This is a genomic window from Pseudomonas sp. F2 (genome assembly GCF_057174385.1).
Genome location: NZ_CM169904.1, coordinates 4,897,057 through 4,912,044, shown reverse-complemented (window position 1 = coordinate 4,912,044; position 14,988 = coordinate 4,897,057). Strand labels below are relative to the sequence as shown.

Annotated in this window: 12 protein-coding genes; 1 reads left to right on the top strand and 11 read right to left on the bottom strand. The window is 61.7% G+C overall.

The features are described from left to right. Window positions 1-62 precede the first annotated feature (62 nt). The 11 genes from hutG to hutC all read right to left on the bottom strand — a co-directional run bounded on the left by hutG (window position 63) and on the right by hutC (window position 13,333). Window positions 63-866, bottom strand: coding sequence for an N-formylglutamate deformylase (gene hutG / locus AC193Q_RS22160; protein ID WP_483878788.1), 804 nt, complete (start codon window positions 864-866; stop codon window positions 63-65). 10 nt (window positions 867-876) lie between these two features. Continuing rightward, on the bottom strand, window positions 877-2,082 hold the full coding sequence (gene hutI, locus AC193Q_RS22155) for an imidazolonepropionase (protein WP_483878787.1): 1,206 nt from the start codon (window positions 2,080-2,082) through the stop codon (window positions 877-879). 89 nt (window positions 2,083-2,171) lie between these two features. Beyond that, the gene (gene hutH, locus AC193Q_RS22150) at window positions 2,172-3,704 is read right to left on the bottom strand and encodes a histidine ammonia-lyase (RefSeq protein ID WP_483878786.1); all 1,533 of its coding nucleotides are present in this window, start codon (window positions 3,702-3,704) and stop codon (window positions 2,172-2,174) included. A 116-nt stretch (window positions 3,705-3,820) separates the two neighbouring features. After that, on the bottom strand, window positions 3,821-5,347 hold the full coding sequence (gene hutH, locus AC193Q_RS22145) for a histidine ammonia-lyase (protein WP_483878785.1): 1,527 nt from the start codon (window positions 5,345-5,347) through the stop codon (window positions 3,821-3,823). Window positions 5,348-5,525: 178 nt separating this feature from the next. After that, the gene (locus AC193Q_RS22140) at window positions 5,526-6,356 is read right to left on the bottom strand and encodes a quaternary amine ABC transporter ATP-binding protein (protein ID WP_047601084.1); all 831 of its coding nucleotides are present in this window, start codon (window positions 6,354-6,356) and stop codon (window positions 5,526-5,528) included. After that, complete coding sequence (locus AC193Q_RS22135) at window positions 6,353-7,204, bottom strand: ABC transporter permease (RefSeq protein WP_007949591.1); 852 nt, start codon at window positions 7,202-7,204, stop codon at window positions 6,353-6,355. Before AC193Q_RS22135 ends, AC193Q_RS22140 begins: the two co-directional genes overlap by 4 nt. An 83-nt stretch (window positions 7,205-7,287) precedes the next feature. Next, window positions 7,288-8,256 carry an ABC transporter substrate-binding protein gene (locus AC193Q_RS22130; protein ID WP_041071468.1) on the bottom strand — a complete coding sequence of 323 codons (969 nt, stop codon included), beginning with the start codon at window positions 8,254-8,256 and terminating at the stop codon, window positions 7,288-7,290. 69 nt (window positions 8,257-8,325) lie between these two features. Continuing rightward, the gene (locus AC193Q_RS22125) at window positions 8,326-9,798 is read right to left on the bottom strand and encodes a purine-cytosine permease family protein (protein WP_483878784.1); all 1,473 of its coding nucleotides are present in this window, start codon (window positions 9,796-9,798) and stop codon (window positions 8,326-8,328) included. 153 nt (window positions 9,799-9,951) lie between these two features. Continuing rightward, window positions 9,952-11,637 (bottom strand): urocanate hydratase, encoded by a 1,686-nt coding sequence (hutU, locus tag AC193Q_RS22120; RefSeq protein WP_121183259.1) that lies wholly within the window; start codon window positions 11,635-11,637, stop codon window positions 9,952-9,954. A 458-nt stretch (window positions 11,638-12,095) separates the two neighbouring features. Continuing rightward, the gene (locus AC193Q_RS22115) at window positions 12,096-12,668 is read right to left on the bottom strand and encodes a HutD family protein (RefSeq protein ID WP_121183257.1); all 573 of its coding nucleotides are present in this window, start codon (window positions 12,666-12,668) and stop codon (window positions 12,096-12,098) included. Further along, window positions 12,665-13,333, bottom strand: coding sequence for a histidine utilization transcriptional repressor HutC (gene hutC / locus AC193Q_RS22110; protein ID WP_230679353.1), 669 nt, complete (start codon window positions 13,331-13,333; stop codon window positions 12,665-12,667). The genes AC193Q_RS22115 and hutC overlap by 4 nt, the downstream gene beginning before the upstream one ends. A 188-nt stretch (window positions 13,334-13,521) precedes the next feature. Here hutC and AC193Q_RS22105 point away from each other — a divergent pair, with 188 nt between their 5' ends. Continuing rightward, window positions 13,522-14,886, top strand: a complete 1,365-nt coding sequence (locus AC193Q_RS22105) for a formimidoylglutamate deiminase (RefSeq protein ID WP_041071457.1) — start codon at window positions 13,522-13,524, stop codon at window positions 14,884-14,886. The last annotated feature ends 102 nt before the right edge of the window (window positions 14,887-14,988 follow it).

The window sequence follows — 14,988 nt, the reverse complement described above, 5'->3', positions numbered from 1 at the left end:
AATCGACTGACACGATGCTTTCGCGAGCAAGCTCGCTCTCACAGGGGGTTGTGGGTCTGTGTTCAGGCTTGGTAGTGGCTCTCGCCCCAGGCGAGCAAACCCTGCAGCAACGCCTTGAGCACCACCCGCGTCGGCTCCGCCAGATCGGCGCGGTAGCGGAACGGTTCGAACTCTTCCATGTAGGTGCTCTGGCACAGCTCCAGTTGCACGGCGTGGATGTGCTCGGCCGGGTTGCCGTAATGGCGGGTAATGTGGCCGCCCTTGAAGCGCCCGTTGAGCACGTGGCTGTAAGGGTCGTGACGGGCGCAGATGGCTTCCAGTTGCGTCGCCAGTTGTGGATCGCAACTGGCGCCGTTGAAGGTGCCGAGGTTGAAATCCGGCAGTTTGCCGTCGAACAGGTGCGGGATGACCGAGCGGATCGAGTGCGCGTCGAACAGCAGCGCATAGCCGAATTCAGCCTTCAGCCGCGCCAGTTCTTCCTGCAAGGTGCGGTGGTACGGCATCCAGATCTGTTCCAGGTACGTCGTGCGTTCTTCTTTCGACGGCTCCTTGCCTTCCTTGAACAACGGAATGCCATCGAACAGCGTTGCCGGATACAGCCCGGTGGTGGCGCCGGCGTACAGCGGTTTGTCGTCGGACGGGCGGTTCAGGTCGATGACGAACCGAGAGTACTCGGCGGCCAACGTGCTGGCGCCCAACGCCTCGGCAAAATCGTAAAGCTGCGGAATGTGCCAGTCGGTGTCCGGCAGGCTTTTCGCGTCCGGGATCAATCCGGCCTCGACCGCCGGGGTCAGACGTACGCCAGCGTGAGGCATGCTGATCAGCAACGGCACGCGACCTTGTTTGAAGTTCAGAACCTTATCCACAACCGCTCTCCTACAGACTTGATTCAACGCCGTGACGCACGACGCGTTTGTCCAGATCGCCCCCGAGCCAATAGGCCAGGTCCGCCGGGCGGTCGATCTGCCAGGCGACAAAATCCGCGACCTTGCCGACTTCAAGCGAGCCATGGGTGTCGGCCATGCCCAGCGCTTGCGCCGCGTGGAGGGTCACGCCGGCCAGGGCTTCTTCCGGGGTCATGCGGAAACAGGTGCAGGCCATGTTCAGCATCAGGCGCAACGACAGCGCCGGCGAGGTGCCGGGGTTGAGGTCGCTGGCGATGGCGATTTTCACCTTGTGCTTGCGCAGGGCGTCCATCGGCGGCAACCGGGTTTCGCGCAGGAAGTAGAACGCGCCCGGCAACAGCACCGCGACGGTGTCGGCTTTGGCCATGGCGATGGCGTCGTCTTCATCCATGAACTCCAGATGATCGGCGGACAACGCCTTGTAGCGCGCGGCCAGGCTGGAGCCATGCAGCGACGACAATTGTTCGGCATGCAGCTTTACCGGCAGACCGAGTTTCTGTGCGGTGATGAACACCCGCTCGACCTGCTCCGGCGAGAACGCCAGGTACTCGCAGAACGCATCTACGGCATCGACCAGACCTTCGGCGGCCAAAGCGGGAAGCATCTCGGCGCAGATGTGCTCGATGTAGTCGTCAGCGCGATCCTTGTACTCCGGCGGCAAGGCGTGGGCGGCCAGACAGGTGCTGCGCACGCTGATTGGCAGTTGCGCGGCGAGCCGGCGAATGACCCGCAGGATCTTGCGTTCACTGGCCAGATCCAGACCGTAGCCGGACTTCATCTCGACCGTGGTCACGCCGTCGCGCATCAGGCTTTTCAAACGCTTGGCGGCGCTGGCGAACAGCTCGTCTTCGCTCGCTTCACGGGTGGCGCGCACAGTGCTGGCGATACCGCCGCCCTGCGCCGCGATCTCGGCGTAGCTGACGCCTTGCAGGCGTTTCTCGAATTCGCCGCTGCGGTTGCCACCGAACACCGTGTGTGTGTGGCAGTCGATCAGGCCGGGGGTGACCCACGCGCCTTGCAAGTCGTTGACCGCCGGGTATTCGCCAGAGGGCAATTGATTGCGCGGGCCGATCCACTCGATGTGCGCACCGGACGTCACGATGGCCGCATCCTCGATGATCGAGTAGACGCCCTGCGCCATGGTTGCGACGTGGCAGTGTTGCCAGAGGGTTTTCATCCCAAGTCCTCGTCTTGTTCAAAATCGTATCGCTGGCAAGCCAGCTCCCACAGGTATTTGTGAGAGCGGGCTTGCCAGCGATGAGGGCCTTACAGGCTCGGCAGCAGCCTGGCTGGAACCAGCTCGGTCAGACACCGCGAAGCCAACAACTCGGTCGCCGCATTGATGTCCGGGGCAAAGAAGCGATCCTTCTCATAAAACGGCACTTCGCGCCGCAGAATCGCCCGCGCCTGTTCCAGCTTGGCCGAGGTCTTCAGACCGTTGCGCAGGTCCAGCCCCTGCACCGCCGCCAGCCACTCCACCGCGAGAATCCCGCGGGTGTTTTCGGCCATTTCCCACAGGCGCTTGCCGGCGGCCGGGGCCATCGACACGTGGTCTTCCTGGTTGGCCGAGGTCGGCAGGCTGTCGACCGAATGCGGATGGGCCAGCGCCTTGTTCTCGCTGGCCAGTGCCGCGGCGGTCACCTGAGCGATCATGAAGCCCGAGTTGACGCCGCCATTGGCCACCAGGAACGGCGGCAGTTGCGACATGTGCTTGTCCATCATCAGCGAGATGCGGCGCTCGCTCAGCGAGCCGATTTCAGCGATGGCCAGGGCCATGTTGTCGGCGGCCATGGCCACCGGCTCGGCGTGGAAGTTACCGCCGGAAATCACATCACCTTCAGCCGCGAACACCAACGGGTTGTCGGAGACGGCGTTGGCTTCGATGGCCAGCACTTCGGCGGCCTGACGGAACTGGGTCAGGCAAGCGCCCATGACTTGCGGCTGGCAGCGCAGCGAATACGGATCCTGCACCTTCTCGCAGTTCTGGTGCGAATCGGAGACTTCGCTGCGCTCGCCGAGCAGATCGCGATATGCGGCGGCTGCATCAATCTGGCCTTTCTGACCGCGAGCGGCGTGAATACGTGCATCGAACGGCGAGCGCGAACCGAGCACCGCTTCCACCGTCAGACCGCCGATTGCCAGCGCACCGGCAAACAGGTCTTCACCTTCAAACAGACCACGCAGGGCAAATGCGGTGGACACCTGAGTGCCGTTGAGCAGCGCCAGACCTTCTTTCGCCGCCAGGGTCAGCGGGGTCAGACCGGCGACTTTCAGCGCTTCGGTCGCCTCCATCCATTCACCCTTGTAGCGCGCCTTGCCCTCGCCGAGCAGCACCAGCGACATGTGCGCCAGCGGTGCCAGGTCACCTGAGGCGCCGACCGAACCTTTGAGCGGAATGTGCGGGTACACCTCGGCGTTGATCAGTGCGATCAGCGCGTCGATCACCACGCGGCGGATGCCGGAGAAACCACGGCTGAGGCTGTTGACCTTGAGCATCATGATCAGCCGCACCAGTTCATCGCTGATCGGCTGACCGACGCCGGCGGCATGCGACAGCACCAGCGAGCGCTGGAGGTTTTCCAGGTCTTCACTGGCGATGCGGGTCGAGGCCAGCAGGCCGAAACCGGTGTTGATGCCGTAGGCGGTACGGTTCTCGGCGAGGATCTGCTCGACACACGCAACGCTGGCCTCGATCTGCGCGGAGGCGCTGTGGTCGAGGGTCAGCTTGACCGGTTGCTGATAAACGTCACGCAGTTGGGCCAGGCTCAATTGGCCGGGAATCAGGTTCAGCGCAGTCATTTAAATGCTCCTGTTTAGGCATTGTTATTAACTACCAGTCGCTCCGGAGCATTCCGTTATCCGTCGTTTCTCGTCTTGTGGACGATCCACGCCTTGGCACGCTGGTATGGGTATTGTCAGTGCAGATTCGGTAATACGTTGTGCAGCGAATCCGGGTGTTTCAGAACGCTTGCGGCGGCAGCGATGTCCGGCGCCAGCCAGCGATCCTGATCGTAGGCCGGGACGGTTTCACGCAGCAGGCGCCACGCCCGGTCGGTGCCCGCGCCAAAGCGCTGCGCCTTGAGAAATTCAAAGGCCTGCGCCGCCAGCAGGTACTCGATGGCGAGGATCTGCGTGCAGTTTTCGAGGGCACGGTGCAGCTTCAGCGCAGCGCTGGTGCCCATGCTCAAGTGGTCTTCCTGCAGGCCCGAGGTGACGTAGTTGTCGAGCACCGCCGGTTGCGCCAGTTGGCGGTTCTCGGCACACAGCGAGGCGGCGACGTATTGCACGATCATCATCCCGGAGTTCACCCCCGGATTGGCCACCAGAAACGCCGGCAGACCGCTGACGTGCGGGTTGACCAGGCGATCGAGGCGACGCTCGGCAATCGAGCCGATTTCAGCCATGGCAATCGCCAGCAGATCCGCTGCCATCGCCACTGACTGGCCGTGCGGGTTAGCCTGCGACATCACCCGGAAGTTGTCCGGCGTGCCCAGCAGCAACGGGTTATCGGTGCAGCCATTGAGTTCGGCTTCCACCTGCCTGATCGCATGTTCCAGTTGATCGCGCGCTGCGCCGTGCACCTGCGGGATCGAGCGGATGCTCAGTGCATCCTGAGTGCGAATGCCCTTGCTGGTCGCGATCACTTCACTGCCATCGAGTAACGCACGCAGATTGCTCCCGACCTGCTGCATGCCCGGGTGCGGCTTGAGGGCGATGATCTCGGCGTCGAACGCGGCGATCTGACCGCGCTGGGCTTCGAAGCTCATGGCGCCGATCACGTCGGCCCATTGCACCAGGCGCGTCGCATCGGCAATCGCCAGGCAGCTGAGGCCAGTCATGCACGGCGTGCCGTTGACCAGGCACAAACCGTCCTTCGCGCCGAGCTGCACCGGTTGCAGGCCTTCTTCGGCCAGCGCCTGCTGCGCCGAGATGATTTGCCCGCGATAGCTGACATGGCCCACGCCCAGCAGCGCGATGCCGATGTGCGCCATGTGCGTCAGGTAACCCACCGAGCCTTGCGCCGGCACCTGCGGGGTGATGCCACGATTGAGCAGCGCCAGCAACGCTTCGACCACGCGGCGATGAATACCGGACTTACCATGGCTGTAGTTGTGAATCGCCGCGCAGATGATCGCGCGGGTCTGCTCATCGGGCAGCACCGGGCCGACACCGCAGGCGTGGCTGAGCAAAGTATTGCGCGAGAGCTGGCTGAGTTGTTCGTCTTTCAACGAGACGTTGGACAGACCACCCAGACCGGTATTGACGCCATAAGCGCGCTCGCCGCTTTCGACGATGCGCTGGACGATGCCCTGAGCGTTTTCGATGCGTGCCCAGGTTTCGCTCGACAGCTCCAGTTTTGCGCCATGACGGGCGACGGCGACCACGTCCTGCCAATGCAGGGGGTTGCCGGTGATGATGATGATTTTTTCAGCCTGGGACATCTAAAACCTCATGCCTATTCTGTTGATACACCCTGTGGCGAGGGGATTTATCCCCGATGGGCTGCGCAGCAGCCCCAAAACCTTCAGCCAGGATGTTTCAGGTGCACCGCATGCAATGTTTGGGGGCGGCTTCGCCACCCATCGGGGATAAATCCCCTCGCCACAAAGGCAATCCATTTCAGACTACCGCCGCCCGCCGCTGCACGAACCGGTCAACATACTCATCCGCCGGCGAATGCAGGATCTCTCTCGGGGTGCCGACCTGAATCAGGCGGCCGTCCTTGAGGATCGCGATGCGGTTGCCGATGCGCACGGCCTCGTCGAGGTCGTGGGTAATGAAGACGATGGTTTTGTGCAGGGTCTTTTGCAGCTCCAGCAACTGGTCCTGCATCTCGGCGCGGATCAGCGGATCGAGCGCACTGAACGCTTCGTCCATCAGGATGATGTCGGTATCTGCCGCCAGTGCCCGGGCCAGCCCCACACGCTGGCGCATGCCGCCGGAGAGCTGATGCGGGTATTTGTTTTCGTAGCCTTTGAGGCCCACGGTGTTGATCCAGTGCAGCGCACGTTCGGCGCACAGTTGCTTGCTCTCGCCGCGCACTTTCAGGCCGTAGGCGACGTTCTCGATCACGGTCTTGTGCGGCAGCAGGCCGAAGCTCTGGAACACCATGCTGATCTTGTGCCGGCGAAATTCGCGCAGCGCTTCCATGTCGTATTGCAGGATGTCCACGCCGTCGACCAGGATCGCGCCGCTGGTGGGGTCGATCAGGCGATTGAAGTGGCGCACCAGCGTCGACTTGCCCGAGCCGGACAGCCCCATGATCACGAAGATCTCGCCAGTGCCGATGCTCAGTGACAGGTCATTGACCCCGACCACGCAACCGGTTTCGTTCAGCACCTGATCCTTGGTCTTGCCCTGGCCAACCATTGCCAGTGCGTCCTTGGCGCGGTTGCCGAAAATCTTGAAGACGTTTTTGACTTCGATCTTGCTCACGGTTGCGTTGTTCATTTGCTCACCTCATGCCGTGGCCGACCGTACGCCTGAGTAATGCGGTCGATGACCACTGCGAGAATCACGATCGCCAGACCGGCTTCGAGGCCGCGTCCGACGTTGAGGGTCTGAATGCCCACCAGTACGTCTTCACCCAGACCTCGGGCGCCGATCATCGAGGCGATCACCACCATCGACAGGGCCATCATCGTGGTCTGGTTGATCCCGGCCATGATGCTCGGCAGGGCCAGCGGCAGTTGCACACCGAACAGTTGCTGCCAGCGGTTGGCACCGAAGGCGTTGATCGCTTCCATCACTTCACCGTCGACCTGGCGAATGCCCAGATCGGTCAGGCGGATCAACGGCGGCGCGGCATAGATCACCGTGGCGAAAATCGCCGGGACCTTGCCCAGGCCGAACAGCATCAGCACCGGAATCAGGTACACGAAGCTGGGCATGGTCTGCATGATGTCGAGCAGCGGCATCAGCACCGAACGCAGGCGATTGCTGCGCGCCGAGAGAATCCCCAGCGGAATGCCGATCAGCACCGAAATGATCGTCGCGACCATCATCAGCGCCAGCGTCTGCATGAGTTTGTCCCACAGGCCGACAGCGCCCACCAGGAACAGCAGACCGACGATGACGGCGGTGGTCACGACTTTACGCGTGGCGTGCCAGGCGACCACACCGACGATCGCCAGCATCAACCACCACGGCGCCGCACGCAGCAGGCCTTCGAGGTTGACGATGGCCCACAGCAGCGTGTCCGAGATGTGGCGGAACACATCACCATAATTGGTGACCAGCGAATCGACCCAACCGTTGACCCAGTCGGCGATGGAAAAGGTAAAGCTTTCGGGAAACATAAGCGGCTCTCAATCAGAAATCTCAATCAAGCGATGACGGCATATCTCCCGGCCAGCCTCACGGTTGACCGGGAGGTATCGACCTACAGCGCCGCGTCGATTTTCTTGGCTGCGTCGTCACTGACCCACGCGTGCCAGACCTCAGGATGTTCCTTGAGGAAGATTTTCGCCAGTTTTGGCGACTCGATACGTTCCTTCGCCATGCGGCCCAGGTTCTGGTTCAGCAGATCAATCGGCAGATTGACTTTTTCCAGCACGGCCACCAGTTCCGGCGCCTGTTCGTGGAAGGTTTTCGACAGACCGACCTTGATGCTCACGCTCTTGTCGACGCCCGGTTTTTCTTCAAGTTTGACCGCGTCGATCTGGCCCATCAGCGGGGTTGGCGACCAGTAGTAGAACAGGATCGGCTCGCCACGCTTGTAGCTCGACAGCACCGCCGCATCCAGCGCCGGGCCGGTGCCCGGACGGAAGTTGGTGTAGCTGTTTTCCAGGCCGTAGCTCTTGAGCATTTCGCTGTTGTCCAGCTCACAGGTCCAGCCCGCCGGGCAGTTGTAGAAACGGCCCTTGGACGGCTCTTCGGCGTCCTTGAAAATCGTCGCGTATTTGCCCAGATCAGCAATGTTTTTCAGGTCCGGGGCTTTTGCCTCGATCTTGCGTTTGGCATCGCCTTCGATCACGTAGCGCGGCACGTACCAGCCTTCGATAGCGCCGACGATCGGGGCGCCGACACCGACGACTTTGCCGGCCTTCTCAGCCTTGTTCCAGACTTCGCTGCGACCGACCCACTCTTCGGCGAACACTTGAATGTCGTTGCTGCTCAAGGCGTTCTCCATGGTGATGGAGTTGCCCGGCAGGCTGTCGGTCTTGCAGTCGTAACCTTTCTCCAGCACCACTTGCAGCACGTCGGTCAGCAACATGCCGCTTTCCCAGTTCAGGCCGGCGAATTTCACCGGTTTGCCGGATTCGCACCAGCCGGCCGCCTGGGTGGCGCCGGCACTGGCCAGCAGGCCCATGGACAGCAGTGTGGTGAGCAGGGTCTTGTTCGATTTCATTATTGCGACGCTCCTAATCATGAATTGGCTTACGGCAGTCAAGAGGCATCCAGCCCTGTCCACGTCCAATCAGGCCTGCGCCGCAGCGCGCCCGGCCCCACTTTTTTCAGGTTGTACAGCACTGTTCTGCTCGAGCGGCAAAATCAGTTGATCAGGCACCGAGCCGTGCCATTTTTTCGCGCACAGGTAATACAGCGCGGCAGGCAGCACCAGGCCGATGATCCAGGAAATATCCACGTCGCCGAGGGCAGCCACCAGCGGGCCGGTGTAGAACTTGGTGGAGATGAACGGCAGCTGCACCAGCACACCGAACACATAGACGCTGATCCCGAGCAGGTTCCAGCGGCCATAGCGACCATTCGGATCGGCCAGCGCCGGCACGTCATAGCGCTCACGAGTGATGCAGTAGTAGTCGACCAGGTTGATCGCGCTCCATGGCGTGAAGAACGCCAGCAGGAACAGGATGAACGACTTGAACGCACCGAGGAACGAATGCTGGCCAAGCAGTGCGATCAGGGTCGCCGCACCGACAATCACCAGCACGAACACCAGACGCTGCAGGCGGGTGACCGTCAAATGCCCACGGAAGCCGCTGATGATCGTGGCGATGCACATGAAGCTGCCGTAAGAGTTCAACGTCGAGATGGTGACCTTGCCGAAGGCGATGCTGAAGTACAGCAGCGCCGCCGTGGCACCGGTGCCGCCCAGCCCGACGATGTAAGCCACTTCATGCCCGGCGAACTGGCCGTTGGCCGACGCCGCGGCGAATACGCCGAGGACCATCGCCACCTGCGCGCCGATGACCGAACCTGCGCCAGCGGCAAAGAAGGTTTTCACCGAGGAAACCTTGCTCGGCAAGTAACGCGAATAGTCCGCCACATACGGGCCGAAGGCGATCTGCCAGGACGCCGCGAGCGACACCGCCAGCAGGAAGCTGCTCCAGCTGAAGTGGCGGATCTGCAACAGGGCGCCCACATCCACCTGACTCAGCAGGCGGCTGAACAGATACACGAAGGCAATCACGCCAATGACGCTGGCGACACGCCCGATCCAGTGGATCACCCGATAACCGAGCACGGTGACCACCACGATGACACTGGCGAACAGCAGGATGCCGACGGTGTCGCTGACCCCGAATAACTGGCCCAGCGCCTGGCCGGAAAGCACCGTACCGGTGGCGGTGAAACCCAGGTACATCAGGCACACCAGCACGATCGGGATCGCCGCGCCATACACGCCGAACTGCACCCGGCTGGAAATCATCTGCGGCAGGCCAAGCTTCGGCCCTTGCGCCGCGTGCAGCGCCATCACGCCGCCGCCGAGCAGTTGACCGATCAACAGACCGATCAACGACCAGAACACATCACCGCCCTGCACCACGGCCAAGGCCCCGGTAACAATCGCGGTGATTTGCAGATTCGCACCCATCCACAGGGTGAACTGGCTCAACAGACGACCGTGTCTTTCCGCTTCCGGGATGTAGTCGATCGAACGCCTTTCGATCAACGGTTTGTTACCTGCACGATCGGGGGTTACAGCCATGATTCAACCTCTGTGGATTGTTTTGATTGTTCTCTCGGGCCTACTCGAACCCTTGTGGGAGCTGGCTTGCCAGCGATGACGTCGGCACCTTCAATATCTATTCCGGCAATGCCACCGCTATCGCTGGCAAGCCAGCTCCCACAGGAATCTGTGTTACTTGCCGCCGGTAATCATTGGCAGGTTCAGCCCCTGCTCCTTCGCGCAGTCGATGGCGATCTGGTAGCCGGCATCGGCGTGACGCATGACGCCAGTGGCCGGGTCGTTGTGCAGCACGCGCGCAATACGCTCGGCCGCTTCGTCGGTCCCGTCGCAGACAATCACCATGCCCGAGTGCTGCGAGAAGCCCATGCCCACGCCACCACCGTGGTGCAGCGAGACCCAGGTCGCGCCGCTCGCGGTGTTCAGCAGCGCATTGAGCAGTGGCCAGTCGGAGACAGCGTCGGAACCGTCCTGCATCGATTCGGTTTCGCGGTTCGGGCTGGCGACCGAGCCGGAGTCGAGGTGGTCGCGACCGATCACGATCGGTGCCGACAGCTCGCCGCTGCGCACCATTTCGTTGAACGCCAGGCCGAGCTTGGCGCGCAGGCCCAGGCCGACCCAGCAGATACGTGCCGGCAGACCCTGGAAGCTGATGCGCTCGCGGGCCATGTCCAGCCAGTTGTGCAGGTGCGCGTCGTCCGGGATCAGCTCTTTGACTTTGGCGTCGGTCTTGAAGATGTCCTGCGGATCACCCGACAGCGCCGCCCAACGGAACGGGCCGATGCCACGGCAGAACAGTGGGCGAATGTAGGCCGGGACGAAGCCCGGGAAGTCGAACGCGTTTTCCACGCCCTCTTCCTGCGCCATCTGACGGATATTGTTGCCGTAGTCGAAGGTCGGAATGCCTTGCTTCTGGAAGTCCAGCATCGCTTTGACGTGAACCGCCATCGATTGCTTGGCGGCTTTGATCACGGCGGCCGGCTCGGTCTTGGCGCGGGCGCGGTACTCGTCCCAGGTCCAGCCCGCCGGCAGGTAGCCGTTCAGTGGGTCGTGGGCGCTGGTCTGGTCGGTGACCATGTCCGGACGCACGCCGCGCTTGACCAGTTCCGGGAGGATTTCTGCGGCGTTACCCAGCAGGGCGATGGAGATCGCTTTGCCTTCGGCGGTGTATTTGGCGATGCGCGCCAGGGCGTCGTCGAGGTCTTTGGCTTGCTCGTCGACATAACGGCTTTTCAGGCGGAAATCGATGCTCACCTGCTGGCATTCGATGTTCAGCGAGCAGGCACCGGCCAGGGTTGCAGCCAATGGCTGTGCGCCGCCCATGCCGCCCAGACCCGCGGTCAGGACCCACTTGCCTTTGAGGTTGTCGTTGTAGTGCTGGCGGCCGGCTTCGACGAAGGTTTCGTAGGTGCCCTGAACGATGCCCTGGCTGCCGATGTAGATCCAGCTGCCGGCGGTCATCTGGCCGTACATGGCCAGGCCTTTGGCGTCGAGTTCGTTGAAGTGTTCCCAGCTCGCCCAGTGCGGCACCAGGTTGGAGTTGGCGATCAATACGCGCGGGGCGTTGCTGTGAGTCTTGAACACGCCGACCGGTTTGCCCGACTGCACCAGCAGGGTTTCGTCGTCATTCAGGTGGGTCAGGCTTTCGACGATCTTGTCGTAGCACTCCCAGTTACGCGCGGCGCGACCGATACCACCGTAAACCACCAGCTCTTTCGGGTTCTCGGCCACTTCCGGGTCGAGGTTGTTCATCAGCATGCGCAGCGGCGCTTCGGTCAGCCAGCTCTTGGCGGTCAGCTTGTTGCCGCGTGCAGCGCGGATCTCGACGTCACGGTATTTAGTAGGTTTTGTGTCAGTCACGAAAAAGACTCCTCAGCGATCAATTCAAACCAACCCTGGCAGTGGGCAAGCAGCCTGCGCGCCTCAATGCGCGACAAGCGAATCAGTGGACGCTGCGGACTTATACGCATACGTCTTTACTTGTACATACAAGCATATGCAATCAAGCGGCCAACTCACTGAAGAGCCGTTCAAGAAAAATCTCGAACAGGGCTACAGAGCGCTGGAAACAAGGGTTGTGGCGCGGATGAAATTTTTTGCAGGGGAGAATTGAGGTCGCGGGGGAGCGTTACGAACCCGTGGCTTTGCGCCACGCTGGGGCGTTCGGTAACAAGTTGGTGCGCTGAGGGAAACAGGAATTGAAATGCAATTGTGGTGAGGGGATTTATCCCCGATGGAGCGCGTAGCGGTCCCAAAAGGTCTGCTGCGCCGCCATCGGGGATAAATCCCCTCACCACAGGAGTGTTACCAGAGTTGGATCAGCGCGCCGTCAGCTCGATCACGCAGCACGCGGCATTGACCGCGACTTCAACCAGACCGGTGTTACCGTCCAGCTGCAGGCAATCATGTCGGGCCAGTTGCGCAGTGCTGTCACCGACCCGCATTTGCAGCAGCTCGCTGACACTGAACACCAGCACCGTCGAGGCCGAGCTGAAAAACCGCTGTTCACCGTCCAGCCACTGCAACCGCGCGTGGTAACGCTGCGGTGCGTAAATCAGGTTGAAGTCGCGTATCGCACCGCCGAGCAAGGTGCAGGACACCTGGCTTTCGCCGCTGAACGCAAACGGGTCCAGCGGTAACAGTGGACGCGTGTCGTCACCATCGACGCACAAGGTCATGCCGTCACCCTGCAAGACGGTGATCACTCGCTGGTAACCGCTGAAGGTGGAGAAACCGCCCGACTCGGCAATGTCGGCAATCGACAGACGCCAGCCAAAACCATCCAGGCCAGCACCGGCGTCACGGGTGATCTCTTCGGTGCTGCCGCCGCCGTTTTTCCACGGCATGCGCGGGTAACCTTCGGCGCGTAAAACTTTCACTTCACTGCTCATTTATGAAAGCGTCCTTCCAGACGATGACGGGAACCTGGGTGAATCAAACGCGCGGCGGTCACCGGCTGACGCCCCGACCACGTACGACGACGGATCAACAGGCACGGCTCGCCTTTCTCGATCTGCAACAACTTGCACTCGGACGGCTCGGCGAGGATCGCTTCGACCACGTGCTCGCCTTCAGTCAACGGCGCGACTTGGTTGAGATAGGCGTACGGGGTTTGCAGAGTGAAATCCTGCTTGAGGTATTCCGGAGCGACCAGCGCGTTGACGAAACGGTCTTCGATTTGCACCGGAATGTCGTTTTCGTAATGCACGATCAGCGAATGGAAGACCTTCTGCCCTTCGCGCATGTCCAGCGCCAACGCGCGCTCGGAGCCGGCGGCCTCTTCTTCGAGGGTGATCACCTGACAGGTGTGGCGATGCCCACGGGAAGCAATTTCGTCGGCGATGTTGTGCACTTCGAACAGCGCAGACTGGCTCTTCGGTTCGGCGACAAACGTGCCGACACCTTGCATGCGCACCAGCAGGCCGTCGGCGGTCATTTCGCGCAGCGCGCGGTTGATGGTCATGCGGCTGAAACCGAGCTGGCTGACCAGTTCGCTTTCCGACGGCACGCGGTAGTGCGGTGGCCAGTTACCGCTGTCGATCTGCTGGGTGATCATCTGTTTGACGCGGGCGTACAAGGGCGCCGGACTGTCGCCCAGGTTCGCGGCCAACGGGGAGACTGGAGGCGGAGTCGGCACGGTGGATCCCTGTTCATTGGATGAAGGTTGCTAGCTTGCCGGAGTTTACCGGGCAGGCAAACGTCTGTATATGTATATACAAATAACACACGATGGGGTGCTGAACCATGTCCGCTTTCTTTGCCGAACGCGCGCTGCTGCCTAACGGATGGGCCAACCATGTACGTCTCGAAGTCAGTGCCGATGGCATGCTGACCCGAATCCAGGCCGATTCCACCGCAGATGGCGCCGAGCGGCTGAGCGGTCCGCTGCTGCCGGGCATGCCCAATCTGCACTCCCACGCCTTCCAGCGCGCGATGGCGGGACTGGCCGAAGTGGCTGGCAATCCCAACGACAGCTTCTGGACCTGGCGTGACCTGATGTATCGGCTGGTCGGAAAAATCAGCCCGGAGCAACTCGGCGTGATTGCCCGTCAGCTGTACATCGAAATGCTCAAGGCCGGTTACACCTCGGTTGCTGAATTCCACTATGTGCACCACGACAATAACGGTCAGCCGTATGCCGATCCGGCCGAGCTGGCACTGCGCATCAGCCAGGCAGCGAGCGACAGCGGCATCGGTCTGACCCTGTTGCCGGTGCTTTACAGCCATTCCGGATTCGGCGGCCAAACGCCCAATGACGGGCAGCGCCGCTTTATCAACAGCACCGAAAACTATCTGAACCTGCAAGCGCGCCTGCAGCCGCTGCTGGCTCAGCAAAAAGCGCAATCGCTGGGGCTGTGCTTCCACTCGTTGCGCGCGGTCACCCCGCAACAGATCAGCGAAGTGCTGGCGGCAAGCGACAAACAGTGCCCGGTGCACATTCACATTGCCGAGCAGCAGAAGGAAGTCGATGACTGCCTGAGCTGGAGCGGTCGCCGGCCGCTGCAATGGCTCTATGAAAACACCGAAGTCGATCAGCGCTGGTGCCTGGTTCACGCGACCCACGCCAATCCCGAGGAAGTCACGCTGATGGCCAAGAGTCGCGCAATCGCCGGCCTGTGCCTGACCACCGAAGCTAACCTCGGCGACGGAATTTTCCCGGCGGTGGATTTCCTCGCGCAGGGCGGACGCATGGGCATCGGTTCCGACAGCCATGTGTCGCTCAGCGTGGTCGAGGAGTTGCGATGGCTGGAGTACGGCCAGCGTCTGCGCGACCAGCGGCGCAACCGTTTGTATGGCGCGGATCAGCCGATGGTCGGGCGCACGTTATATGACGCGGCGCTGGACGGCGGGGCGCAGGCGTTGGGGCAGCCGATTGGCGCGCTGGAAGTCGGCAAGCGTGCCGACTGGATCGTGCTCGATGGCAATGATCCGTATCTGGCCACGGCCAGTGGTGACGGGATTTTGAATCGCTGGTTGTTTGCTGGCGGCGATCGTCAGGTACGCGATGTATTGGTCAATGGCCAGTGGGTGGTGCGCGATGGCCGGCATGCAGGCGAAGAGGAAAGCGCACGCGCCTTCACCCAGGTTCTGCGCGAACTTTTAGGCTGACACAAAACAAAAATGTGGGAGCGAGCCTGCTCGCGAAAGCGGTGTATCAGCAACATTTTCGTTAACTGACACACCCTCTTCGCGAGCAGGCTCGCTCCCACA

Coding starts and splice junctions, on each gene's coding strand:
- hutI (WP_483878787.1), bottom strand. CDS start 2,082: ATGAAAACCCTCTGGCAACACTGCCACGTCGCAACCATGGCGCAGGGC.
- hutH (WP_483878786.1), bottom strand. CDS start 3,704: ATGACTGCGCTGAACCTGATTCCCGGCCAATTGAGCCTGGCCCAACTG.
- hutH (WP_483878785.1), bottom strand. CDS start 5,347: ATGTCCCAGGCTGAAAAAATCATCATCATCACCGGCAACCCCCTGCAT.
- AC193Q_RS22140 (WP_047601084.1), bottom strand. CDS start 6,356: ATGAACAACGCAACCGTGAGCAAGATCGAAGTCAAAAACGTCTTCAAG.
- AC193Q_RS22135 (WP_007949591.1), bottom strand. CDS start 7,204: ATGTTTCCCGAAAGCTTTACCTTTTCCATCGCCGACTGGGTCAACGGT.
- AC193Q_RS22130 (WP_041071468.1), bottom strand. CDS start 8,256: ATGAAATCGAACAAGACCCTGCTCACCACACTGCTGTCCATGGGCCTG.
- AC193Q_RS22125 (WP_483878784.1), bottom strand. CDS start 9,798: ATGGCTGTAACCCCCGATCGTGCAGGTAACAAACCGTTGATCGAAAGG.
- AC193Q_RS22115 (WP_121183257.1), bottom strand. CDS start 12,668: ATGAGCAGTGAAGTGAAAGTTTTACGCGCCGAAGGTTACCCGCGCATG.
- hutC (WP_230679353.1), bottom strand. CDS start 13,333: ATGATCACCCAGCAGATCGACAGCGGTAACTGGCCACCGCACTACCGC.
- AC193Q_RS22105 (WP_041071457.1), top strand. CDS start 13,522: ATGTCCGCTTTCTTTGCCGAACGCGCGCTGCTGCCTAACGGATGGGCC.